General features: G+C 54.8%; 21 protein-coding genes. 12 read left to right on the top strand and 9 right to left on the bottom strand.

Going from position 1 to position 23439, the window contains the following annotated elements; translation table 11 throughout:
• Window positions 1-48 precede the first annotated feature (48 nt).
• A complete protein-coding gene (gene tkt, locus L0666_RS02095; RefSeq protein WP_235257709.1) occupies window positions 49-2070 on the bottom strand; it encodes a transketolase in 2022 nt (673 codons plus the stop codon).
• Between the two features lie 255 nt (window positions 2071-2325).
• On the opposite strand from tkt, the gene L0666_RS02100 reads away from it, so the two are divergent.
• Together L0666_RS02100 and L0666_RS02105 are read left to right on the top strand one after the other, a co-directional pair.
• Complete coding sequence (locus L0666_RS02100; protein ID WP_235257711.1) at window positions 2326-2841, top strand: hypothetical protein; 516 nt, start codon at window positions 2326-2328, stop codon at window positions 2839-2841.
• Entirely contained in the window at window positions 2828-3214 is a 387-nt protein-coding gene (locus L0666_RS02105; RefSeq protein WP_235257713.1) for a cell division protein ZapA, read from the top strand. The genes L0666_RS02100 and L0666_RS02105 overlap by 14 nt, the downstream gene beginning before the upstream one ends.
• 48 nt (window positions 3215-3262) lie before the next feature.
• On the opposite strand, the gene grxD is transcribed toward L0666_RS02105, so the two are convergent.
• From grxD to L0666_RS02130, 5 genes are all read right to left on the bottom strand, one after another.
• Window positions 3263-3622, bottom strand: a complete 360-nt coding sequence (grxD, locus tag L0666_RS02110) for a Grx4 family monothiol glutaredoxin (protein WP_235257722.1) — start codon at window positions 3620-3622, stop codon at window positions 3263-3265.
• Window positions 3619-3822, bottom strand: a complete 204-nt coding sequence (locus L0666_RS02115) for a hypothetical protein (RefSeq protein WP_235257724.1) — start codon at window positions 3820-3822, stop codon at window positions 3619-3621. Before L0666_RS02115 ends, grxD begins: the two co-directional genes overlap by 4 nt.
• Complete coding sequence (locus tag L0666_RS02120) at window positions 3822-4058, bottom strand: BolA/IbaG family iron-sulfur metabolism protein (RefSeq protein ID WP_216037007.1); 237 nt, start codon at window positions 4056-4058, stop codon at window positions 3822-3824. The genes L0666_RS02115 and L0666_RS02120 overlap by 1 nt, the downstream gene beginning before the upstream one ends.
• Window positions 4059-4128: 70 nt before the next feature.
• Entirely contained in the window at window positions 4129-6288 is a 2160-nt protein-coding gene (gene purL / locus L0666_RS02125; protein ID WP_235257726.1) for a phosphoribosylformylglycinamidine synthase subunit PurL, read from the bottom strand.
• A gap of 357 nt (window positions 6289-6645) precedes the next feature.
• On the bottom strand, window positions 6646-7557 hold the full coding sequence (locus L0666_RS02130) for a LysR family transcriptional regulator (protein ID WP_235257729.1): 912 nt from the start codon (window positions 7555-7557) through the stop codon (window positions 6646-6648).
• A gap of 159 nt (window positions 7558-7716) precedes the next feature.
• Between L0666_RS02130 and L0666_RS02135 the strand changes: the two genes are divergently transcribed.
• The 10 genes from L0666_RS02135 to L0666_RS02180 all read left to right on the top strand — a co-directional run bounded on the left by L0666_RS02135 (window position 7717) and on the right by L0666_RS02180 (window position 19118).
• Window positions 7717-11130 (top strand): indolepyruvate ferredoxin oxidoreductase family protein, encoded by a 3414-nt coding sequence (locus L0666_RS02135; protein WP_235257731.1) that lies wholly within the window; start codon window positions 7717-7719, stop codon window positions 11128-11130.
• A gap of 62 nt (window positions 11131-11192) precedes the next feature.
• The gene (locus L0666_RS02140) at window positions 11193-12083 is read left to right on the top strand and encodes a lysophospholipid acyltransferase family protein (RefSeq protein ID WP_235257733.1); all 891 of its coding nucleotides are present in this window, start codon (window positions 11193-11195) and stop codon (window positions 12081-12083) included.
• Window positions 12083-12892 (top strand): glutamate racemase, encoded by an 810-nt coding sequence (locus L0666_RS02145; protein ID WP_235257741.1) that lies wholly within the window; start codon window positions 12083-12085, stop codon window positions 12890-12892. The genes L0666_RS02140 and L0666_RS02145 overlap by 1 nt, the downstream gene beginning before the upstream one ends.
• A 53-nt stretch (window positions 12893-12945) precedes the next feature.
• Window positions 12946-13974 (top strand): N-acetyl-gamma-glutamyl-phosphate reductase, encoded by a 1029-nt coding sequence (argC, locus tag L0666_RS02150; RefSeq protein ID WP_235257751.1) that lies wholly within the window; start codon window positions 12946-12948, stop codon window positions 13972-13974.
• Window positions 13975-13983: 9 nt separating this feature from the next.
• Window positions 13984-14451 carry a cytochrome c maturation protein CcmE gene (ccmE, locus tag L0666_RS02155; protein ID WP_235257761.1) on the top strand — a complete coding sequence of 156 codons (468 nt, stop codon included), beginning with the start codon at window positions 13984-13986 and terminating at the stop codon, window positions 14449-14451.
• Window positions 14452-14529: 78 nt separating this feature from the next.
• Entirely contained in the window at window positions 14530-15141 is a 612-nt protein-coding gene (locus L0666_RS02160) for a holin-associated N-acetylmuramidase (RefSeq protein ID WP_235257763.1), read from the top strand.
• Entirely contained in the window at window positions 15132-15707 is a 576-nt protein-coding gene (locus tag L0666_RS02165; protein WP_235257765.1) for a holin family protein, read from the top strand. The genes L0666_RS02160 and L0666_RS02165 overlap by 10 nt, the downstream gene beginning before the upstream one ends.
• A 66-nt stretch (window positions 15708-15773) precedes the next feature.
• Window positions 15774-17819, top strand: a complete 2046-nt coding sequence (locus tag L0666_RS02170) for a heme lyase CcmF/NrfE family subunit (protein WP_235257773.1) — start codon at window positions 15774-15776, stop codon at window positions 17817-17819.
• On the top strand, window positions 17816-18262 hold the full coding sequence (locus tag L0666_RS02175; protein WP_235257781.1) for a cytochrome c-type biogenesis protein: 447 nt from the start codon (window positions 17816-17818) through the stop codon (window positions 18260-18262). Before L0666_RS02170 ends, L0666_RS02175 begins: the two co-directional genes overlap by 4 nt.
• Before the next feature lie 79 nt (window positions 18263-18341).
• Window positions 18342-19118, top strand: a complete 777-nt coding sequence (locus L0666_RS02180) for an enoyl-CoA hydratase-related protein (RefSeq protein ID WP_235257791.1) — start codon at window positions 18342-18344, stop codon at window positions 19116-19118.
• Between the two features lie 24 nt (window positions 19119-19142).
• Here the strand turns inward: L0666_RS02180 and L0666_RS02185 are convergent, their stop codons facing one another.
• The 3 genes from L0666_RS02185 to gltX form a co-directional block, all read right to left on the bottom strand.
• A complete protein-coding gene (locus L0666_RS02185; protein WP_235257793.1) occupies window positions 19143-20318 on the bottom strand; it encodes a calcium-binding protein in 1176 nt (391 codons plus the stop codon).
• A gap of 278 nt (window positions 20319-20596) precedes the next feature.
• The gene (gene gltA, locus L0666_RS02190) at window positions 20597-21889 is read right to left on the bottom strand and encodes a citrate synthase (RefSeq protein ID WP_235257799.1); all 1293 of its coding nucleotides are present in this window, start codon (window positions 21887-21889) and stop codon (window positions 20597-20599) included.
• A gap of 96 nt (window positions 21890-21985) precedes the next feature.
• Window positions 21986-23389, bottom strand: a complete 1404-nt coding sequence (gltX, locus tag L0666_RS02195) for a glutamate--tRNA ligase (protein WP_235257807.1) — start codon at window positions 23387-23389, stop codon at window positions 21986-21988.
• Between the last annotated feature and the right edge of the window lie 50 nt (window positions 23390-23439).

Here is a 23439-nt window from a genome sequence, read left to right on the forward strand (position 1 = left end):
ACGTGCCACAATCCCGAGCGTCGCCCAGAATTGTGGCCCGCCAGTTGTTTAGCCGAGAAGGTCGCGCACTTTTTGTGCGGTGGCTTCTGGTGTGATGCCGAACTTTTCGAACAGTTCAGGGGCAGGGGCGGACGCACCGAAGCTGTCCATGCCAATAAAGCCTGCTTTGGCTTCACGGCCACGTTCACCGAGCAACCATTTGTCCCAACCAAGGCGGACACCTGCTTCGATTGCAACGCGAACTGGACCACCTGGAAGCACGCGCTTACGGATGCTTTCGTCTTGGGCTTCGAAAAGTTCCCAACATGGCATAGACACAACACGTGTCCCGATGCCTTCGGCCTCAAGGATTTCACGGGCTGCCATAGCAACAGCCACCTCGGAGCCTGTGGCCATCAGGATCGCTTGGCGTTTGCCGTTTTCAGCATCTGCCAGAACATAGGCCCCTTGTGCGGTCATGTTCTTGGTTTTGTGTTCAGTACGAACAACCGGCAGCCCCTGGCGGGACAGGCACAAAACGGACGGCGTTGTCTTGGATGTCAAAGCAAGTTCCCAAGCTTCCGCAACTTCAACACTGTCGGCTGGACGGAACGTATTGGTGTTCGGCGTCGCGCGCAGCATGGCAAGGTGTTCGACAGGCTGGTGTGTTGGGCCGTCTTCGCCAAGACCGATGCTGTCGTGGGTCATTACGTAAACCGTTGGCACGTTCATCAAAGCCGAGAGGCGCATGGCACCACGGGCGTAATCCGTGAAACACATAAATGTCCCGCCGTAGGGGCGGACACCGCCGTGCAGAACCATACCGTTCATCGCTGCGGCCATACCGTGTTCACGGACGCCGTAGTGGATGTAGCGGCCTTCGCGGTTGTCTGGTGTAAAGACGCCCATGTCGGCAGTTTTGGTGTTGTTGGATCCTGTTAGGTCAGCAGACCCGCCTACAGTTTCTTGCATGATCGGATTGACCACTTCCAGTACGCTTTCAGAGCTGGAGCGCGTTGCGGCCTTCTTGCCAGCCTCAGAGGCTTGCTTTTTGAACGCTTTGATCGTTGCTGACAATTTCTTTGGGGCTTCAAGCGCGAAGGCGCGGTTGAATTCATCCTGTTTCGCCTTGCTCAACTTAGCGAATTTGGCTTCCCATTCAGCACGGGCTTCCCCGCCACGCGTGCCCATGGCTTCCCATTGGGATTTAACGTCGGCAGGGATTTCGAATGGGCCGTAGTTCCAGCCATAGGCTGCTTTAGCGGCTGCCATCTGCTCGGCATCCGTCAATGCGCCGTGACCTTTGGATGTGTCCTGCGCTGCGTGGCCCAATGCGATGTGGGTCTTGCAGGAGATCATGGACGGGCGAGGGTCAGCCTTGGCAGCAACGATCGCTTCGTCGATCGCAACAGGGTCATGACCGTCGATTTCCAGCACATGCCAACCGGATGCAACGAAACGTGCGCTCTGATCCGTGATGTCAGCCATATCAACGGTGCCGTCGATTGTGATGTTGTTGTTGTCAAAGAAACAGATCAGATGGCCGAGCTTCTGCATACCAGCAAGGCCGATGGCTTCTTGGCTGACGCCTTCCATCAGGCAGCCGTCGCCTGCGATGACATAGGTGTGGTGGTTGATAACGTTCTTGCCGAAGCGCGCGCGCAGGATTTCTTCTGCAATTGCAAAGCCGACTGAGTTCGCAATCCCCTGACCAAGCGGACCTGTTGTGGTCTCAATGCCTTCCATGTGGCCGTATTCCGGGTGGCCCGCAGTGCGTGCGCCCCATTGGCGGAAGTCCTTAAGCTGTTGAAGGCTGGCTTGTTCGTAACCTGTGAGGTGCAACAGGGAATACAACAGCATTGACCCGTGGCCTGCGGACAGGATGAACCGGTCACGATCCGCCCAGTTGGGCGCTTTGGGGTCAAAACGAAGGTGGTTTTGGAACAACACTGTCGCGACGTCGGCCATGCCCATCGGCATGCCAGAGTGGCCGGAATTGGCGGCCGCAACGGCGTCCAATGTAAGAGTACGGATCGCGGCGGCGCGCATCCAGTGCTCGGGGTGGGCGGTGCGAAGGGCTTGGATGTCCATGATGGCGGTCCTTGATGCTGCTGATATTGGCTTTGTAAGCCTCATATCAGGGCGGCCCTCAAGATCAAGGCGACACAGACGCCGCATGAATGCTGCGCCGTAGGGTCATGATAACGAACAACTTTCATCGTTTGCTGCCAAGGGTTGCATGGCTTAGTCTTTGTTTAACTGGGCGCGATTCGTGAATGAAGCCCATATGCAGCGGTTGTTTGGTGTGTTCTGACGGTACATGCGGCGACCGGAAAGGACAGGCAAATGAGCGAACTTTCCCAACTCGAAACCCGTATTTCAGCGGCGCTGGATCGGATCAAGCAAGGTGTCGAAGGCCTAGAAGCCCCTTCAGCGGCCCCCGAAGCTCCCGCGCCCGACGCCGCGGCGAACGAACGTGTCGTTGAACTCACCGCGATGCTGGATGATGAGAAAACAGCGAATGCGCAGCTCGAAGAGCGCGTGAAGCTACTGAAAGAACGCCAAGACGGCAAACTTGCGGAGCTCGAAAGCAACGTTGACGCTGGGCGGTCCCGTTCCGCGCGGATGGATCGTGAATTGCAGCGCTTGCGTCATGTGAACGCTGAACTGCGTGACATCAACAGCCAACTCCGCGAAGCCCTCACCGAAGGGGTTAGTGAACCGCACTTGGTTAACAAAGCTATGCTGGCCGAACTTGAGGCCCTGCGCGCAACCCGCTCCGCCGACGCCGCCGAAATGGATTCGATCTTAGAAGAGCTGACACCGATTATTGAAAAGGAGGCCAGCGATGCCACAGGTTGAGATCACTATCGGGGGCCGTAATTTCGAAGTCGCATGTCAGGAGGGCGAAGAACAGTTCCTGTTGACAGCCGCTGCGATGCTGGACGTCGAAGCGTCATCCTTGTCCACACAGATTGGACGTATGCCCGAAAGCCGCATGCTTTTGATGGCAGGTCTTTTGTTGGCGGACCGCACTGCGGGTTTGGAAGACAAAGTGCGCGAAGCCGAAGGTAAACTGGCGCAAGCTCAGGCGCAGCTCGAAAGCAAAAGTACGGCCACTGAACGTGTTGAAGTGCCTGTAGTTCCAGCGGAAACTATTGAAAGCATGACGGAAATTGCGCGTCAGGCTGAATATCTTGCGCAAGAAATCGAAGCGAAAGCTTCGGCAGGTTAATACAAAAAGGGGCAACGCGTGGCTTTGGTGGCGCATTGCCCTTTTTCTTTAGGCGTTCGCTTCGCGGATTTTGTCTGCAGCATCTTGATCGTACGTCACACCGTTTTCGCTGAACAATGTGTCCAACTCACCGGACAACGTCATCTCTGTGATAATGTCGCAGCCGCCAACGAATTCGCCTTTGACGTAAAGCTGTGGAATTGTCGGCCAATCGGAAAAATCCTTGATGCCTTGGCGCAGGGTTTCATCAGCCAGCACGTTCACATCTTCAAATTCAACGCCCATGAAGTTCAACACACCAGCGACGCGGGATGAGAACCCGCACTGCGGCATGGATTTTGTACCTTTCATGAAAAGCACAACGTCGTTGTTGGTGACGGTATCTTTGATCTGTGTTTCAGCGGTCATTTCTTAGTCCTTATATCCTTGCGAACAATGCGTTGTTGCGCACGAGTCATGTCGAGTTCTTGCATCCCAGTGACACCTTTTAGTGATTTCGGGTCGGGTTTCATGTGGCTGAGTGGGCGACGGTGGCGGTTGGCCAGCCAATCATCCGCAAGGATCCCTATCACGAGCACGATGCCCGCAAATGTGATCCAGCCGAGCATCACTCAGGCGCCTTTGTTGTCAGGGCCAATGCGTGCAAATCGCCGTTGCTGCCGTCCATCTTGCCTTTAAGGGCTGCGTAAACGGCGCGCTGTTGTTGCACGCGGTTCTTGCCGGCAAAGCTCGCGTCGATGACTTCGGCGGCGAAGTGCGCGCCATCGTCACCTTGCACGGTGATTGCTGCGTCTGGAAAGGCGTCCCGCAGGAGCGTTTCGATTTCTGGTGCTGTGATCGCCATTGGTTTGTCCTGTATCTCTTACTTAAATGTAGGCACAGGGCGTGCCTGCGACAAGCCCGTTGGGGCCGACTTACGCAAACGTGTCCGCAAAAGTCGCGCGGAACTGTGTTGCAAGATCGGCCAACGGCGCGGATGTGGCACCGAATGTCACCTGGTCGCCACCGAATTTACCAACCGTTTGAATCGGCACGCCCGCCTTACCAGCCGCGATCATCAGTGCCTCGGCTTTGTCGAAGTTACAGGCGATCAGGTAACGCGCTTGGTCTTCGCCAAACAGGGTCGGAGTGTCGTCAGCGTCTAGTGTCACACCCGTTTCTGCCGCTTCGGCCATTTCAAACGCTGCAAGCGCAAGGCCGCCGTCAGCAAGATCCGTGCAAGCATCGATCCATTCCGCATTATCGCGGATAAAGTCGCCGTGCAGCTTTTCGGCTGCCAGATCAACCGTCGGCGCATCGCCGTCTTCGCGGTTATAGGCTTCAGCGAGAAGGGCAGACTGACCAAGGTGGCCCGCTGTTTCACCAATCAGCAGGGCAACGTGACCTTCGCGCGCGACGCCTGCGATGATGTCATCTGCGCTCTTTAGAAGGCCGACTGCGCCGATTGTTGGAGTCGGCAAAATGCCAGTGCCATCGGTTTCGTTGTAAAGAGACACGTTGCCGGACACGATTGGCATATCCAGCGCAATACACGCAGCACCAATGCCTTTGATTGCGCCAACGAACTGGCCCATGATCTCGGGCTTTTCGGGGTTGCCGAAGTTCATATTGTCTGTCGTTGCCAATGGCTTAGCGCCAACAGCTGTCAGGTTTCGGTAGGCTTCTGCGACCGCCTGAGCACCGCCCATTTCTGGGTTCGCCTTGACGTAGCGCGGGGTCACGTCTGATGTAAATGCAATCGCCTTATCTGTGCCGTGAACGCGCACAATACCAGCGCCGAGGCCTGGTGTGCGGACCGTGTCGGCCATCACTTGGCTGTCATACTGTTCATAAACCCACTGTTTGCCTGCGTAGTTTGGTGAGGCCAGCAAGGATTTCAGCCCGTCGATTGGGTCGATGCCCGGAACGTCAGACATTGGTTCGGCGGCAGGTGTTTCTACCCATGGGCGGTCATATTCTGGCGCCGAGCCGGACAGCGTGGCAAGCGGAAGATCCGCCTTCACTTCGCCGTTGTGGAGGATCAAGAAGCGGTCTTCGGCGATGGTTTCGCCCACAATCGCGAAATCTAGGTCCCACTTCACGAAAACAGCGCGGGCTTCGGCCTCAAGTTCCGGTTTCAGAACCATCAACATGCGTTCTTGGGACTCAGACAGCATCATTTCATAAGCTGTCATGTTCTCTTCGCGCTGCGGCACGTCTTCGAGGTTGAGTTTGACCCCAAGCCCACCTTTGTCGCCCATTTCAACGGCAGAACAGGTCAGACCAGCGGCGCCCATGTCTTGAATGGAAATAACAGCACCTGTTGCCATCAGTTCCAACGTCGCTTCCATCAGGCGCTTTTCGGTGAAAGGGTCGCCAACTTGGACGGTAGGGCGCTTTTCTTCGATTGTGTCGTCAAATTCAGCGGATGCCATTGTAGCACCGCCAACACCGTCACGGCCTGTTTTGGCGCCAAGGTAGACGACGGGCATGCCGATGCCCGATGCCGCAGAATAGAAAATCTTGTCTGTGTCAGCCAAACCGGCAGCAAATGCGTTCACAAGGCAGTTGCCGTTATACGCTGGGTGGAAGCGCACTTCGCCGCCGACGGTTGGAACGCCAAAGCAGTTGCCATACCCACCAACACCCTCAACAACACCATGTACGAGTTGGCGAGTTTTGTGGTGATCAGGTTCACCGAATGACAGTGAGTTCATCGCCGCAATCGGGCGCGCGCCCATTGTAAATACGTCGCGCAGAATGCCGCCAACGCCTGTCGCAGCGCCTTGATACGGTTCAATGTAGGACGGGTGGTTGTGGCTTTCCATCTTGAAAACAACACACTGGCCGTCGCCGATGTCGACGATACCGGCGTTCTCACCGGGGCCGCAAACAACCTGTGGGCCTTCGGTTGGCAGAGTGCGCAGCCATTTTTTTGAGGACTTGTAAGAACAGTGCTCGTTCCACATCGCGCTGAAAATACCCAGTTCTGTAAACGTCGGCTCGCGACCGATGATCTCAAGAATGCGGTCGTACTCGTCTGGGCTGAGCCCGTGAGAAGCGATCAGGTCTGGCGTGATGGTTGGTTCTTGCATGTGGGTCCCCGTGCTGGCTTGGGCGTCGTTTAATCCAAGGGGCGGTCAGGGGCAACGGGGAAGGGGAAAACGCCGCAAAACCATGGGCATCGCACATGGGTGTTGGATAACTGGCAAGTCTTACCAAGCCGACACATCAATTCTGAATTAGAAAAACGGGACCCTAGAAAAAGAAACGCCGGGCACTAGGCCCGGCAAAGTCCAACAGGGAGGTATAGAGCAGCAGCGCTGCCCTATAGGAGATTAATTAATTGGCAGCAGTGAGTCGATCAAGATCAATTCACCACATTTCGCGCAAACCCGCTATGCGTGTGGCGCAAGGGTCACGACTCTGTTGTGGTGTTTAGGGCGCAGCCTTTAGGCGATAATTGAACCGGCTTCGCGGATTTTGCGGCGGTGCGAGATAATCTCGTCTTGCACAAAATCGCGGAACGCCATGATCCGTTTGGACTGCCGCAGTTCTTCGGGATAGGCGAGAAACACCGGCACTTCGCCGCTTTCGATATCCGGCAAAACCCGAACAAGGTCTGGGAAATCTTCGATAACGTAATCGGGCATGACGCCAATTCCAAGATCGGAAATGACTGCCTGTAACACACCGAAGTAGTTGTTAACGTGCAATAAGTTTGGTTTGTCGTAGGCCAACAGATGCTGAACAAGCGTTGCACCTGCAGACACTTGGAACGCATTGGGGCTTTGACAGATCAGGCGATGCCCGCCGATTTGTTCGATCTTATCGATCGGTCCGGCTTTTTCGAGGTAGGCTTGCGACGCGTATAGACGCATCCGCACAGACATCAGTTTCTTGCGAATAAGGTCGGCTTGCGATGGTTCTTTCATCCGGATTGCAACGTCTGCCTCGCGCATGGGCAAATCCAGAACGCGTTCTTCCAGCATAAGATCGATATTCAGATCAGGGTATTTTTCATAGAGCGCGGGCAGGCGGGGCGCGAGCCACAGTGTGCCAAAGCCCGTTGTTGTTGTAACTTTCAATTCACCGAACACTTCTTCGGCGCTATCTTTGATCCGAGCGCTAGCGGCCTCTAAGCGATGCGACATAGATTTGGTCGCATCAAACAGCAGCTCACCTTGTTCCGTCAGGATCAGCCCGCGGGCGTGACGGTGAAATAGGATTGTTGAGAGCGATTCCTCCAGCGCGCGAATCTGCCGCGACACGGCGGATTGCGACAAATGCAAAGTCTCGCCCGCGTGGGTCAACGACCCAGCGTCCGCAACGGCGTGAAATATTCTTAGCTTATCCCAGTCCATCGGGTATCCTTGCTGCATTGGTTTACGCTCACACTCTTGTACTTGTTACTGGGGTAGTATGTCTGTTTCAGTTCGTGATGTCAGGTAGAAATAGCTTTCAAAGGTCAGAAAGCGTGACCTATCGTGGCATTATGGCGGCATCACGTTGGGAGGCGTTTGATGGCACATCATGAAATAAGTCTGAATGATCGTTTTGATCTGAGCAAAACGCAGGTGCTTTTGAACGGTACGCAGGCGTTGGTCCGCTTGATGTTGATGCAAAAGGCACGAGATTCAAAGGCAGGTCTGAACACGGCCGGATATGTGACGGGCTATCGCGGTTCGCCACTCGGCGCGGTCGACCAGCAAATGGAACGCGCGCATCGTGAACTCGTTGCGGCTGACATCTTGTTTCAACCCGGCTTGAACGAGGATTTGGCTGCCACCGCACTTTGGGGGGCACAGCAGGCCGAATTGCGCGGTGAGGGGACCCATGATGGCGTGTTCGGGCTTTGGTACGGTAAGGGGCCCGGCGTTGATCGATCCGGTGATGTGATGCGCCATGCAAATATGGCTGGCACGTCGCCCTATGGTGGTGTCGTGATGGCTATGGGGGATGATCATACGGGCGAAAGCTCAACCACTTTGCACCAATCTGACGGAGCGATGATCGAGGCATATATGCCAATCGTGTCGCCCGCTGGCGTTCAGGAGGTCATGGATTGCGGGCTATATGCCTACGCGTTGTCGCGGTTTTCAGGCAACTGGGTTGGCCTGAAGACAATGAAGGACACGATCGAGGTCACAAGCGTTGTGAACGGTGACCCGCATCGGTTGAGCTTTGTCGAACCCAAATTTGAAATGCCGGATGGTGGGGTAAATATTTGCCTGATTGACAACCCCGTTGATCAAGAAGCCCGCGCAATCGACTACAAACGCTTTGCCGCGCAGGCCTTTGCCCGCGCTAATCGCATCGACAAGGTGGTATGGCCGCGAGAGGGCGCAAAGATCGGATTTGTTGCTGCCGGTAAAAACTGGCTGGATCTGGTGCATGCGATGTCCTTGTTGGGTGTTGATGAGGCCGAAGGTAAACGGTTGGGCATTTCCCTTTATAAGGTCGCGCAGGTCTGGCCGTTGGACGTTGAGAGTTTCAACGAATGGGCCGCTGATCTAGACCTGATCGTTGTGGTCGAAGAGAAACGCAAACTGATCGAGACACAGATCAAGGAGGCGCTGTTTGATGATCGAACAAATCGGCGTGTGTATGGTTGGCACAAGGGCGACACTTGGGAGAATGGTCGCCAGATCGAATTGTTCCCGACGCGCTATGCACTGGACCCGATTTGGATCGCCGAAAAGATCGGCCCGATCCTGACCGAAGAGGGCTGTGGATCAGAGGCGATTGAGACAGGGCTAGCTAGACTGGACGCTGCTAAACGCGCGGACAACGCACCAGAAATCGCGTCTCGTTTGCCCTATTTCTGTTCGGGCTGCCCGCACAATAGCTCGACCAAAATTCCCGAGGGTGACAGAGCGTATGCAGGTATCGGGTGCCACTACATGGTGCAGTGGATGGACCGCGAAACCGTCGGGTTTACCCAAATGGGCGGCGAGGGCGCGAACTGGGTCGGAGAGGCGCCTTTTTCCAAACGGGATCATGTGTTCCAGAATATCGGTGACGGTACCTACAACCATTCAGGCGTGCAGGCGATCCGCTTTGCGGTGATGGCTGGTACCAACATGACCTACAAAATCCTTTATAATGATGCAGTCGCCATGACGGGTGGCCAACACAATGATGGAGACTTGAGTGCCGCGCAAATTTGTCGCGAAGTTTTGGCTATGGGGGTTCCGGTTGTTGCGCTGGTCCACGATCCAAGTGAGGGGCTCGACCTTTCTACAATTCCGGCAAAAGTGAAGATTTACACCCGCGATCGCCTTGATAAAGCGCAGAATATGTTGCGAAAAGTAAATGGTGTATCGGTGCTGGTCTATGCGCAAACCTGCGCCGCAGAGAAACGTCGCCGTCGAAAACGAGGCACTTTCCCTGATCCTGACAAACGGGTTTTCATCAATTCGGATGTCTGTGAAGGCTGCGGCGATTGCGGGGTGCAGTCCAATTGCGTGTCCATCGTTCCAGTTGAAACCGAATTGGGCCGAAAGCGTTCGATTGATCAAAGTTCCTGCAATAAGGACTTTTCTTGCGTCAATGGGTTCTGCCCGTCTTTCGTAACCGTTCAAGGAGCGAGCCTTAGAAAAACGGCGACGACCCAGATCGATTTGCCTGACATGCCTCCACCCGAATTGGCCTCGATTAACGGGACACATAACGTGGTGATAACCGGTGTCGGCGGAACGGGTGTTGTCACTATTGGCGCGGTACTCGCTATGGCAGCGCATGTTGATGGCAAGGCTGCGGGTATGATGGAAATGGCGGGGTTGGCCCAAAAGGGTGGAGCGGTACATATCCACTGTCGTCTGGCGAACAAGGCCGAGGACATTAACGCCATTCGTGTTGCTACAGGCGAATGCGATGCTTTGATTGGTGGTGATTTGGTTGTTTCGGCAGGGGCTAAAACCCTTGGGCTGATGGCGACTGGGCGGACCCGTGGTGTCGTCAATAGTCACGAGATCATCACAGGTGATTTCACCCGTGATACCGAGTTTCGCCTGCCAGCGGATCGGCTAAAATTGGCGTTGCAGGCGCGACTGCAGGATCATCTTAAGATGCTTGATGCAACTGAGCTGGCCAAAGCGCTGATGGGGGATGCGATCTATTCCAACATGTTGGTGTTTGGCGCAGCGTGGCAAGCGGGGGCGATCCCCGTTTCGGGCGAGGCGATCCGCGCCGCGATTGAGCTGAACGGCACAGCGGTTCCCCAGAACCTACAAGCTTTTGAGTATGGTCGTTGGGCGATCTTGTATCCTGACGCCGCCGCGTCGGTATTAACTCCGAACGACGTGGCCGCCCGCAAAACCCTTGATGAAAAGATCGCGTATCGCATTGCTCACCTTACTGACTATCAAGACGAAGCTTATGCGTCTCGCTACAGCGATCTTGTCACGTCGTTTGATGGTGACCTGCGGGAGGCCGTCGCCCTCGGTTATCATAATCTATTGTCCTACAAAGACGAATATGAGGTTGCTCGGTTGTTACTGGATACCCGCGCAAAGGCCGAGGCGGAATTTGATGGTGAGCTGAGACTAACGCACCACCTTGCGCCCCCTTTGCTCTCTCGATGGGGCGCAAACGGGCGGCCGCGCAAGATGGCGATCCCCCAACTTGCGGCGAAACTCTTCCCGGTTTTGGCGCGCATGAAACGTTTGCGCGGAACAAGGTTGGACGTCTTTGGATATACAGCTGAACGTCGCATGGAACGCGCCCTTATAGAGGAATACGAACGCGACATGGTGGGGCTGCGTGACGTTATTTGCCCCGAGACATTGGATGTTGCTATCGAACTGGCAAAACTGCCGCTTGATATACGAGGATTTGGGCCTGTTAAGCTCAATAATGCGGCCATGGCAGGCAAAAAACGCGAAGAGCTTTTGGCAATCCTACATGGACCCAAAACGAAAGTTGCCGCTGAGTAGCTTTCGCTGGAATTCTGTTTGCACACCGCTTACTTAGACTTAAGACATTTGCGACGGATGCTATGCCCAGAAACGAAATCGCCCGTGATATTTCTTATGCCAGCTCTGCTGCGACCCGTCGCGGACGGGCAGTGATCCGTGTGATGGAAAACGCCACGGGGCGGTTGCGCCTTATTCGCAAAGCGCGTGGTTATGACACCGAAGTTGCTGAGGGCGCCGATTTTTGGCGCGTGATGACTGACCGGTATAAAATCAACATTAAAGTGGTCGGTGGATCGCTTGAGAATATCCCAGAGACGGGGCCATTGATTGTCGTCGCCAACCATCCTTATGGAATTCTGGATGGTATGACGTTGGGCCGCATTTTGTCGGAACGCCGCGGTGGCGACTTCAAGATCCTTGCAAATTCAGTGTTTCGTAAATCACCGGACTTGGCGCAGGTTGTTTTACCTGTCTCATTTGATGAAACCAAAGAGGCCGCAAAACTGAACTTGGAAACGCGCAAAGAGGCGCTCCGGTATCTGGGCGAGGGCGGCGCAATGGGCGTGTTCCCGGGCGGCACCGTTAGCACCTCTGCACGACCGTTTTCCAAACCGATGGACCCGCAGTGGCGTAACTTTACGGCCAAGATGGTTGCCAAAAGTGATGCGGTTGTTGTGCCAATTTTCTTTGAAGGCACGAACAGTCGCGCGTTTCAATTGGCGAGCCATTTGCACACGACGTTGCGCATGGGATTGCTGGTACGGGAATTCAAAGCGCGCGTTGGTTCCGATGTCTGTGTTGTGATCGGCAAACCAATTCCAGTGGCGGATTTGGACCCCTACAAAGCGGACGCGACAGCGTGCATGGATTTCTTGCGCAAAGCGACGTATGAGCTGTCACCGAAGCCCTTACCGACGGATGCGTTGGGGCATGAATTTGATGCGAAATATAAACGTAAGGACAAGTCGTAATGGCCGTTGGGATTTTCGATAGTGGGCTCGGTGGGTTGACCGTTTTGGACGCTGTGCAGAAGCGTCTTCCGGATGTGCCATTCGTTTATTACGCCGACAGCGCCCATGCACCTTATGGTGTACGCACGTCAGATGATATTTATGACCTGACAACACGGGCTACACAGGCGTTGTTTGATGCTGGATGCGACCTTGTTATTCTTGCCTGTAACACCGCGTCTGCGGCCGCGCTGCGGCGGATGCAGGAATCTTGGATTCCAGACGACAAACGGGTGCTCGGTGTGTTTGTTCCCTTGATCGAGGCGCTGACCGAACGGTCTTGGGGGGACAATTCCCCACCGCGCGAGGTCGACGTTAAACATGTAGCGTTGTTTGCAACGCCGGCTACGGTTTCGTCTCGGGCGTTTCAGCGAGAACTTGCATTCCGAGCAATCGGTGTGGACGTCGAAGCGCAGGCCTGCGGTGGCGTCGTGGATGCTATTGAAGATGGTGACATGATTTTGGCAGAAGCACTGGTGAACAGCCATGTGGATGCGTTGAAGCGCAAGATGCCAACGCCAGACGCCGCTATCCTTGGTTGCACCCATTATCCGTTGATGCAGGCTCAGTTTCAGGCGGCATTGGGTGAGGATGTGAAAGTGTTCTCACAGGCCAATCTCGTTGCCGAGAGTCTTGCAGATTACCTAAGCCGTCGCCCTGAAATGATCGGCGGCGGAGCGGGCGGTTTCCTGACCTCTGGCGACCCAAAACGGGTCAGCGACCGCGCAACACAATTCCTGCGACGACAGATCACATTTGAAGCGGCCTAAATTCCCCTTATGTGAATGACAACAGCGCGAAAATGTCGCGCAAGGATACTAAAATGACTTATAAAATCGCCATTCTTGGCGCGTCTGGCTACACAGGCGCAGAACTGGTCCGGCTGATCGCCAGCCACCCGTCGATTGAAATCGCGGCACTGTCTGGGAATTCCAAAGCAGGGCAAAGCATGGCGCAGGTGTTTCCGCATCTACGTCATCTCGATTTGCCGGTTCTTACGACGATTGATGATGTGAACTTTGATGGCATTGACCTCGCGTTTTGCGCGTTGCCCCATAAGACCAGCCAAGAGGTGATCTCAAAGCTGCCTAAGACATTAAAGATCGTTGATCTGAGCGCGGACTTCCGGCTGCGTGACCCGGCGGCCTATGAAAAATGGTACGGCAATGCACACAGCGCTATTGAGATGCAAAAAGAGGCCGTCTATGGCCTCACTGAATTCTACCGCGATGAAATTGCGGGTGCGCGTTTAGTTGCGGGTACAGGGTGCAATGCTGCGACAGGGCAGTTTGCTTTGCGGCCTTTGATCTCGGCTGGGGTGATCGATCTAGATGAAATTATCATGGATCTCGCTTGTGCGGTGTCGGGCGCAGGGCGTTCTTTAAAGGAAAACCTTCTTCATGCTGAGCTTTCCGAGGGCGCACATGCCTATGCCGTTGGCGGCACGCATCGCCATTTAGGTGAGTTCGATCAGGAGTTTTCCGCATTGGCGGGGCGGCCCGTTGAGGTCCAGTTTACGCCCCACCTAATCCCTGCAAACCGCGGAATTCTGGCGACTGTTTACGTTAAGGGTGATGCGCAAGTCATTTATAAGACGCTGGAAAGTGCCTATTCTGATGAACCGTTCATTGAGATGTTGCCGTTTGGCGAACACCCAAGCATTCGCCATGTCCGCGGTAGTAATTTCTGCCACGTTGGCGTGGTTGCGGATCGGCGTGAAGGACGTGCAATTGTCATCGCGGCCCTTGATAACTTGACAAAAGGTTCAAGCGGGCAAGCCTTGCAGAACGCAAATCTAATGTTAGGTCTACCAGAGACCGAGGGGCTGATGATGGCTCCGCTGTTTCCGTAGGGGTGGCACATGGCTGGCTTCAAGAACCTTAAGAAAACACGCAGAAAACAAGTGATTGGGGTGGCATTCGTCGCCTTGGGCGGTGTCTTTGCTATTCTTGCACTTATGCCTAAGGACGCGTTCCAATACTTTCGATCACCAACAGAAGTGGTCGAAACGCCGCCGATTGAGACCGAATTGTTCCGCATTGGCGGGATGGTGCAATCTGGGTCAATCGTGCGCGGCGAAGGCACCGTAGTGTCGTTTGTTGTGACTGACTGTTTTTCAGCGGTGCCGGTCACGTTTGACGGTATCCTGCCAAGCCTGTTTGAGGAAGGTCAGGGCATGGTCGGTCAGGGGCACTACATTGATGGTACATTCCAAGCCGTTGAAATTTTGGCAAAACATGATGAGACCTACATGCCTGCCGAAGTCGAAAACATGCATGAACAGCAGAACTATTGCGACACTGTTGAGGTTGAGGACACCAACACCTAACCCACGCGCAACGCGCGGTGTCGCCATCGGCGGTTAACCAAATCTCGGCAGTCTTTTCCTTTATCCAGAGGAGAAGACATGCACGACGTTCAACAGATCGCCAGAGATATCGTTGCCCGTGAAGGTGGTTATGTGAATGACCCTGATGATCCGGGTGGTGCCACAAACCACGGCGTTACAATCCATACAATGCGCAGGCTTGGCCTTGATCTGGATCGCGACGGTGTTGTGACCGAAAATGACGTGCGCGTGTTAAGACAAGATCAAGCCGTTTCAATCTTTGTGGACCATTATTTTAAGCGTCCAAGGATTGCCGAATTGCCAGCGCCTTTGCACGCAACGGTGTTTGATATGTATGTGAATGCGGGTGCCAACGCCGTACGGATATTGCAACGCTTGCTGCAAGACATGCGCATCCAAGTGAGCGCGGATAGCGTGATTGGTCCGCAAACCATCGCGGCGACCCAGCAGGGCATGGCTGCTGCACCCGATCATTTCGTTGATGCATACGGCATCGCACGGCGGAACTATTATTATGCCTTGGCGGATGCGCGTCCAACCAGCCGTAAATATGCGCGCCGTCGCGATGGTGGGAAGGGCGGTTGGATCACCCGCGCCGAAGAATTCATCTCGCCTCGGTACCATCTGAGCGACGCCCAGCACCGCGAAAGGACCGCGCTATGGGTTTGATCGAACGCGTTTTTACCGGCATCTTTGGGGACGGTCGTAACGTGATTGTCGAAACCGCCGAAGTTTTTCGTGAGAACGCCGAAAACGGTGCAGCACGTGATGCGTCCGTCAAAGAACAGGCCATGCAGCAATTTGCGTCGGAATTCACGGTGCGCCGTGTGGGGATGTTTGATCGTTTGATGGATGGGTTAAATCGGTTGCCGCGGCCGTTGTTGGCATTTGGCACGATTGGATTGTTCATCGTTGCGATGGTTGATCCGATTTGGTTCGCCAGCCGGATGCAGGGGATATCTTTGGTGCCGGACCCTTTGTGGTGGCTTATGGGGGCTATCGTTAGTTTCTATTTTGGCGCTCGTCATCAGGCACACAGCCAAGATTTTCAACGTTCTATAGCCCAGACGCTAGCGCGAGTACCTACGGTGATTGCAAATACCCAACAGTTGGATGTCTTGCGCGCGAATACGCCTCAGGTGGCGGATGCAACTCCGTCAGCACTGGCCATCGAGGCCGCAACCACGCCGTATGAAAACCCTGCACTTGACGCGTGGGAGACCAACCAGCCGTGACGTTTCGTCCATCGGACGCACGATGGTTTGACTGGCGGGCACGGGCGCTGTGTCTATACTGCGCCCATGATTATTGAACTCGGACATTTCGCGTTGATTCTTGCGGCCCTTGTGGGGGTCGTACAAATGGTGGTGCCACTGATAGGGGCCCATAAGGGCTGGCGTGGGTGGATGTCCTTGGCGGACCCTGCGTCGGTTATGCAGCTTGGGCTGGTTAGTTTCAGTTTTGCGGCGCTGACCTATGCGTTTGTGGTGTCTGATTTCTCGGTTGAACTCGTCGCGTCAAACAGCCATTCCGCCAAGCCGATGCTGTATAAGGTGTCTGGCGTTTGGGGGAACCACGAGGGGTCGATGCTATTGTGGCTGCTGATCCTCGTATTGTTTGGTGCATGTGCCAGCCTGTTTGGCGGCAATCTCCCGCCCAGCTTGAAGGCGCGTGTCTTAGGTGTTCAGGCGGCGGTTAGCGTCGCGTTCTATGGGTTTATCCTGTTCACCTCAAACCCGTTTGAGCGGCTGGAGTTTCCTCCCTTTGACGGGCGTGATCTGAACCCGTTGCTGCAGGATCCGGGTCTCGCGTTTCATCCGCCGTTTTTGTACCTCGGCTATGTGGGCCTAAGCATGGCGTTTTCCTTTGCAATTGCCGCGCTGCTAGAAGGTCGCGTTGATGCGGCTTGGGGCCGATGGGTGCGTCCTTGGACGTTGGCTGCTTGGGTTTTCCTAACCATCGGCATCGCGCTTGGGTCTTGGTGGGCTTACTACGAACTCGGTTGGGGCGGTTTTTGGTTCTGGGATCCGGTCGAAAACGCGAGCTTTATGCCTTGGCTTTTGGCGGCTGCTTTGCTTCATTCGGCCATCGTTGTTGAAAAGCGAGAAAGCCTGAAAGCATGGACAATCCTGCTGGCCATTCTGGCGTTTGGGTTCTCCTTGCTTGGTACTTTCATTGTGCGATCAGGCGTTTTGACCTCGGTTCATGCCTTTGCAAATGATCCCGAACGCGGTGTGTTTATTCTTGCGATCCTAGCAATTTTCACCGGTGGTGGTTTGCTGTTGTTCGCCCTTCGCGCCAGCGCGATGGAGGCCAAAGGCGTGTTTTCGACCGTCAGCCGTGAAACCGCATTGGTTGCCAACAACGTTTTGCTGGCGGTGTCGTGTTTCGTGGTCTTTGTCGGCACGATCTGGCCTTTGCTCATTGAACTCGCGTCCAGCAAATCCATGTGGCAGTTCGGCGGCGCGCTCGTGCAGAACCCGTTCTATGCCATGGGGCTGTTTGATCGGCCCGAACAGGTTTCTGTTGGTCCTCCATTCTTCAACGCTGCATTCACACCGTTCATGGTGGTGCTGGCGATCATCCTGCCAGTCGGCGCGGTTCTCGCTTGGAAACGCGGTTCTTTGGGGCGTGCGGTTAAATCCATGGTTCCTGTTGCCATTCTAGCAATTGCTTGCGGTGCTTTGGCCTTTGCCATGCAAACAGGGCGCACAGCGATGGGGCCTATTGGCGTCGTCTTAGGCGTTTGGGTTGTTGGTGGCGCAACTATGGATATCTGGCTGCGTACAGGGCGGGGCGACATTGGCTCTCGGTTGGGTCGCCTTGCACGTCTGCCGCGGGCGGACTGGGGCAAGTTCACAGCGCACTCTGGCCTTGGCATAACTGTGTTTGCCGTTGCTGCACTTCTTGCGTGGGAAACCGAGGACATTCGTGTCGCCCAAATCGGCGATCAATGGGACGTTGGTATCCATACCATTCGCCTGAATGAAGTCGGGCCTCTGAACGGGCCGAACTACTACGGTGAACGCGCTGATTTTACCGTCCTGCGCAATGGGCGCGACGTTGGGCATCTGTACCCCGAAAAACGTATCTATCCCGTGGCGAGCATGCCCACCACAGAGGCCGGCATTCGCAATGGCATTTTGCGTGACGTCTATGTCGTGTTGGGTGATCCGCAAACAGGCGGTGGCTGGGCGGCGCGCACCTATATCAAACCCTTTGCAAATTGGGTTTGGGGCGGCGCAATCCTGATGGCCATTGGTGGTTTTATCTCGCTGTCAGATCGACGTTTGCGCGTGGCAGCGGGTGCCGCAAAAGCGAAACCGCAAGGGGTGCCTGCAGAATGAAATGGCTCGCCTTTGTATTATGTTTGCTCGCCGCACCGCTGGCAGCGGTGCAGCCGGATGAAGTGTTAGACGATCCCGCGCTCGAAACCCGAGCGCGGGATTTGTCCGCTGGTCTACGCTGTCCTGTGTGCCGCAACGAAAGCATTGATGAATCCAACGCCGGAATTTCCCGCGATCTTCGCCTGTTGTTGCGCGAACGTTTGGTCGCCGGAGACACCGACCAGCAAGCGATTGAGTTTCTCGTTGATCGCTATGGCGATTACATTTTGCTCAAGCCGACCACGGATGGTGCCAATATCCTGTTATGGTTGGCTGCTCCGATCATGCTGTTGCTTGCTGGTGGTGTTGCAGTAGGTTCCGTTCGGGCACGTACGAAGGCGGCAGCGCCGGAGGAATTAACCGACGACGAACAAGAGCGCCTGAATGAAATTTTAAAAGACTAAGCACTGACGCCGCGTTTAGGGTTTCGTCAATCGCTGGCGGGCCTAGAGTACGTTTACGCAAAATTAGAGGACGCCCTTCATGGAATATTCCGCCATCCGCCTTGAGATCGCCAACGACGTCGCAACGCTGACGCTGAATCGGCCACGCTCAAAGAACGCGTTGAATGTTCAGATGCGGGCGGAAATTGCCTATGCTGTTAAGGTGGCCGAAAGCGACGCGCGTGTGTTGGTCATTGGCGGTGCCGGCGACGCTTTTTGTTCAGGGCAGGACCTTGGCGACGGTGGCAATGCAACCAGCCTTGATCTGGAACGCACCTTACGCGACGAATACGTTCCGATGTTGCGCGCGATCTTCGATTGTACGATCCCGACGATTTGCGCGGTCCACGGCGCGGCGGCTGGGGCAGGGGCGAACCTTGCTCTTGCAGCGGATGTCGTGATCGCGGCGGATGAAGCTTATTTCATCCAAGCTTTCACCCGTATCGGTCTGATCCCGGATGCAGGCGGTACCTATTGGTTGCCTCGTCAAATGGGCGCAGCCAAGGCAATGGGTGCGGCGTTGTTTGGGGATAAGATTACGGGACGGCAGGCAGCGGATTGGGGCATGATCTATGAATCCGTTCCCTTGGCTGAATTTGACACCCATGTCGCCAAGCGCGCGCTGCACCTCGCGGCGGGGCCCACGGCGGCATATGCCCGTGTGAAATCCGCAATTCGAGGATCGTTTGAAAACTCTCTGGATGAGCAATTGGCTGTTGAGGCCAAACTCCAAGGGGAATGCGGCAAGACTCGTGACTTCCAAGAAGGCGTACTGGCCTTCATGCAAAAGCGCCCCGCGAAATACGAGGGGCGCTAAAGCGTTCACTATGAATACAAATACTTAAGAAGCGGGTGCTGACCCAATGTAGGATGTTGTTATGATATCGGCGTCAATTCCGTCATTGATATCGAAACTACCTTGTACCTGTCCTACAGCGATACCGTTGATCAAAATGATCTCATCACCTTCAACATTGAACGTCGTGATTTCGGCATCGAGATTGTCTTCCTCTAGGAAGATAACAATGATGTCCTCGGTTGAGTCAAAGTCCGTGATCAATGCAAATTGCTCATCCACAATCCAGTCACCGAGAAGGAAATCATCGCTTCCTTCGCCGCCAGCGCCGACGTCGTTGTTTCCAAGAAGCAAACTGTCATCGCCATCGTCACCAAAAAGAGTGTCCGCTTCACTGTCTTGATCGGTACCCGTCAGATACCAATCATTGAACAGCCCTTCGCCTTCTTCGTTTTCGGGCAAGGTATCGTTGCGAATATCGTTGTAATCACTTTCGGTCAGATCACGGTTCAACAGTTGTGATCCGATCAGGATGTCGTCGCCGCCTTGACCAACAAGAAGGTCACTATCAGCGCCGCCCAGTAAAAGGTCGTCATTGGAACCACCTGCAAGCCGGTCTTGGCCTTCACCACCAACAAGCAAGTCTTCTCCGTCGTTGCCGGAGAGTATATCATCGCCTTGCCCGCCAAATAGACCATCAACCCATTCGTCACCAATCAACTCGTCATCGCCAGTGCCGCCGACCAATAGGTCTTTGCCTAGACCGCCGAACAGCGTGTCATTTGAAGATCCGCCGTCCAGATCGTCAAAGCCTTGGCCGCCATAGATCGTGTCGTTCCAGCTGCCGCCAGACAGATCATCATCCCCGTCGTCGCCATAGATCGTATCTTTGCCAAGGCCGCCTTCGATCGTGTCATCGCCTGCGCCGCCTGAAAGGATGTCAAAACCAGCGCCACCGTCAATGCTGTCTTCACCGCGCAGCGCGTCAAATTCATCTGCGCCACTTCCGAATACAACAACATCATCGCCGTCTGTCGCAACAACCTCTACGGGAGGCTCTGTGGTTTCGTCCTCGGGAATCTCTATGATCTCTTCGTCTTCAGGCGGCTCTGTCTCTTCTGAGCCGTCATCCGTTTCCGTTACAGCGTCTTCGCTATCCGATCCCGATGAGAATATTGTGCCCAAGCCGAGAGCGACAAGAAGTGCGAGAAGAATTTCCATAATATACTCTTAATAAAAGTTAACAATTTGATCTTACATACCAAGCGGCGGTCTGAAAATCCTAATAAATCTAGAAACAACGCGTTTCTTATACATAAGTCTAGATGAGCCAGAGACCTCAACGCTGGCAGTTCGACGAACACTTGGTACTGACGGGGCAAGTGCGTTTGTTAGAACAGGCTTTGGACACCGTTATCGGATCTAGGCCGTTAGGCCCCAACAAAAAAGGCCCCCCAAATCCATTTGGAGGGCCCTTCAAAATCGACTAAATCGTGTGCTTAGCGGTTTTCAATGTCCGTGTAGTCGCGCGCTGTCTCACCCATATAGAGCTGACGAGGGCGACCGATTTTCAACTGTGGATCGGCCAGCTGTTCTTTCCACTGGGAAATCCAACCTACAGTCCGTGCCATAGCGAAGATCGGTGTGAACATGTCTGTTGGGAAACCCATCGCTTCAAGGATGATGCCGGAATAGAAGTCGACGTTCGGGAACAGTTTCTTCTCAGCAAAGTACGGATCGGCAAGCGCCTGCTTTTCAAGCTCCATGGCGACCTGCAAGAGCGGGTTGTCTTCAACGCCGAGCAATTCAAGCACTTCGTCAGCGGACTCTTTCATAACAGTCGCGCGTGGGTCGAAGTTTTTATAAACGCGGTGGCCAAAGCCCATCAAACGGTAGTTGTCGTTCTTGTCTTTCGCGCGGGCGATGAATTCAGGAATACGGTCAACGGAACCGATTTCTTTCAGCATCTCAAGGCACGCTTGGTTGGCGCCACCGTGGGCAGGGCCCCAGAGGCAAGCGATGCCTGCCGCGATACACGCAAACGGGTTCGCACCGGAAGACGATGCGAGACGAACTGTAGATGTAGACGCGTTCTGTTCGTGGTCAGCATGCAACGTAAAGATACGGTCCATCGCGCGGGCGAGGATCGGGTTCACGTGGTACTCTTCTGCCGGAACGCTAAAGCACATGTTCAGGAAGTTGGACGCGTAATCCAGATCATTTCGTGGGTACACGAATGGCTGGCCGATGGAATACTTATAGGCCATCGCAGCGATCGTAGGCATTTTGGCGATCAAACGATGCGACGCAACTTCGCGCTGATGTTCGTCATTGATGTCTGTGCTGTCGTGGTAGAATGCCGACATCGCACCAACAACGCCTACCATTGTCGCCATTGGCGGCGCATCACGGCGGAAACCACGGAAGAAATTGTGCATCTGCTCGTGGATCATAGTGTGACGCGTGATTGTGCTTTCAAACTTTTCCAGCTGTGCAGCCGTCGGCAATTCACCGTAAAGAAGTGCATAGCACACCTCTAGATAATGGGACTGACCTGCCAGTTGGTCGATTGGGTAGCCACGGTGCAACAATTCGCCTTTGTCGCCGTCGATAAAGGTAATTGTGCTGTCGCAGGCCGCCGTAGACGTAAAGCCAGGGTCATAGGTGAACACGCCAGCCTGTCCGTACAGTTTGCGGATGTCCAGAACATCAGGGCCGGCGGTCGGGGAATGGATCGGCAGTTCGTAAGATTCGCCATCAATGGTCAGTGTTGCTGTTTTCGTATTGGCCATGGTTTTCCCTTTCTAGGACCGCAGCCCGAATTCGGGGCGGCATTATCGGTTTTAGCTGCTCACACCCCGTTACCTATGAATAGTAACCAAAATGTTTCAGCCGCAGGCGTCCTTGATACGAGCGATTGTTTCGTCGCGGCCAAGGACCAGCATCATATCGAACACAGAAGGGGAAACAGCACGACCCGCGAGCGCTGCACGCAACGGTCCGGCTAGTTTGCCAAGTTTGGTGTCATGGGCCTCAGCGAGGGCGGCCACGATCCCCTCAAGTTCGTCTCTGGACCAGCTAACAGTTTGCAACTGCGGCGTCAATTCGTTCAGTATACCTTTGTGCACAATGTCCAGTGAATTTGCCGCTTTTTCGTCCGGAGTGATCGGGCGGGATGTTAGCACAAAGTGAGCCTTTACAAGGAGTTCCGGGAAGGTCTTCGAGCGTTCTTTTAGGCTGTCCATTGCAGCCAGCAAACCATCACGTTGCGAAACTGTGAACGCAGTCGCATCTGTTGCAGTCCTAAATGCCTCAATTTCATGCAGCAGTGCAGCATTGTCGCTGATGGCAATGTGCTGACCGCACAAGTTTTCCAGTTTCTTGGTGTCAAACCGTGCAGGGCTCTTGCCGATTCCATCCAAATCAAACCACTCGCGCGCCTGCGCATCGGTAAAGAATTCATCATCCCCATGGGACCAGCCCAAACGGGTCAAGTAATTGCGCATCCCAGCGGCAGGATAGCCCAGGGCCTGATATTCCGCCGCACCCGTCGCGCCGTGGCGTTTGGATAGTTTTTTGCCATCCGGCCCAAAGATCAGCGGAACATGAGCCAAGATTGGTTTGTCCCAACCCATTGCGGTGTAGATCAGGTTCTGACGGAATGCATTTGCGAGGTGGTCATCGCCACGGATCACGTGGGTCACCCCCATATCGTGATCATCCACAACAACGGCCAACATATATACGGGGCTGCCGTCACTGCGCAGCAAGATCATATCGTCGAGCTGTTCGTTCTGCCAAGTCACATCGCCCTGAACCTCGTCGCTCAGGGTTGTCGCACCCTCACGCGGGGCTTTTACGCGCACGACATAAGGCAGGTCTGGGTGATCGGCCTCTGCCACATCGCGCCAGGGTGAGCGATAAAGCGTGGACGTTTTGTTGGCGCGGGCCTCTTCGCGGAACGCTTCGATTTCGTCCTGTGTCGCGAAACACTTATACGCGGTACCATCGGCCAACATCTGATGGGCCACTTGTATGTGGCGCTCGGCGTTGGCCGCCTGAGAAAACGGTTCTCCATCCCAATCAAGGCCGAGCCACGTCAGACCATCAAGGATCGCTTGGGTGTTCTCATCAGTAGAACGTGCCTTGTCGGTATCTTCAATGCGCAACAGGAATTTACCGCCACGGCCGCGCGCATAAAGCCAGTTAAACAGCGCAGTACGCGCGCCGCCAATGTGCAAGGCCCCCGTCGGAGAGGGTGCGAAACGGGTGACAACGGGTTTCTGAGTCATGGGAAATTAACCTTTTGCTAACCACCAATTGCGAACATCAGCGGGTTTGG

The organism is Octadecabacter algicola, assembly GCF_021532625.1.
Taxonomy (GTDB): domain Bacteria; phylum Pseudomonadota; class Alphaproteobacteria; order Rhodobacterales; family Rhodobacteraceae; genus Octadecabacter; species Octadecabacter algicola.

Excerpts from the sequence above, each read along its gene's own strand:
- tkt (WP_235257709.1), bottom strand. The coding sequence starts at position 2,070 with ATGGACATCCAAGCCCTTCGCACCGCCCACCCCGAGCACTGGATGCGC.
- L0666_RS02100 (WP_235257711.1), top strand. The coding sequence starts at position 2,326 with ATGAGCGAACTTTCCCAACTCGAAACCCGTATTTCAGCGGCGCTGGAT.
- L0666_RS02105 (WP_235257713.1), top strand. The coding sequence starts at position 2,828 with ATGCCACAGGTTGAGATCACTATCGGGGGCCGTAATTTCGAAGTCGCA.
- grxD (WP_235257722.1), bottom strand. The coding sequence starts at position 3,622 with ATGACCGCTGAAACACAGATCAAAGATACCGTCACCAACAACGACGTT.
- L0666_RS02115 (WP_235257724.1), bottom strand. The coding sequence starts at position 3,822 with ATGCTCGGCTGGATCACATTTGCGGGCATCGTGCTCGTGATAGGGATC.
- L0666_RS02120 (WP_216037007.1), bottom strand. The coding sequence starts at position 4,058 with ATGGCGATCACAGCACCAGAAATCGAAACGCTCCTGCGGGACGCCTTT.
- purL (WP_235257726.1), bottom strand. The coding sequence starts at position 6,288 with ATGCAAGAACCAACCATCACGCCAGACCTGATCGCTTCTCACGGGCTC.
- L0666_RS02130 (WP_235257729.1), bottom strand. The coding sequence starts at position 7,557 with ATGGACTGGGATAAGCTAAGAATATTTCACGCCGTTGCGGACGCTGGG.
- L0666_RS02135 (WP_235257731.1), top strand. The coding sequence starts at position 7,717 with ATGGCACATCATGAAATAAGTCTGAATGATCGTTTTGATCTGAGCAAA.
- L0666_RS02140 (WP_235257733.1), top strand. The coding sequence starts at position 11,193 with ATGCCCAGAAACGAAATCGCCCGTGATATTTCTTATGCCAGCTCTGCT.
- L0666_RS02145 (WP_235257741.1), top strand. The coding sequence starts at position 12,083 with ATGGCCGTTGGGATTTTCGATAGTGGGCTCGGTGGGTTGACCGTTTTG.
- argC (WP_235257751.1), top strand. The coding sequence starts at position 12,946 with ATGACTTATAAAATCGCCATTCTTGGCGCGTCTGGCTACACAGGCGCA.
- ccmE (WP_235257761.1), top strand. The coding sequence starts at position 13,984 with ATGGCTGGCTTCAAGAACCTTAAGAAAACACGCAGAAAACAAGTGATT.
- L0666_RS02160 (WP_235257763.1), top strand. The coding sequence starts at position 14,530 with ATGCACGACGTTCAACAGATCGCCAGAGATATCGTTGCCCGTGAAGGT.
- L0666_RS02165 (WP_235257765.1), top strand. The coding sequence starts at position 15,132 with ATGGGTTTGATCGAACGCGTTTTTACCGGCATCTTTGGGGACGGTCGT.
- L0666_RS02170 (WP_235257773.1), top strand. The coding sequence starts at position 15,774 with ATGATTATTGAACTCGGACATTTCGCGTTGATTCTTGCGGCCCTTGTG.
- L0666_RS02175 (WP_235257781.1), top strand. The coding sequence starts at position 17,816 with ATGAAATGGCTCGCCTTTGTATTATGTTTGCTCGCCGCACCGCTGGCA.
- L0666_RS02180 (WP_235257791.1), top strand. The coding sequence starts at position 18,342 with ATGGAATATTCCGCCATCCGCCTTGAGATCGCCAACGACGTCGCAACG.
- L0666_RS02185 (WP_235257793.1), bottom strand. The coding sequence starts at position 20,318 with ATGGAAATTCTTCTCGCACTTCTTGTCGCTCTCGGCTTGGGCACAATA.
- gltA (WP_235257799.1), bottom strand. The coding sequence starts at position 21,889 with ATGGCCAATACGAAAACAGCAACACTGACCATTGATGGCGAATCTTAC.
- gltX (WP_235257807.1), bottom strand. The coding sequence starts at position 23,389 with ATGACTCAGAAACCCGTTGTCACCCGTTTCGCACCCTCTCCGACGGGG.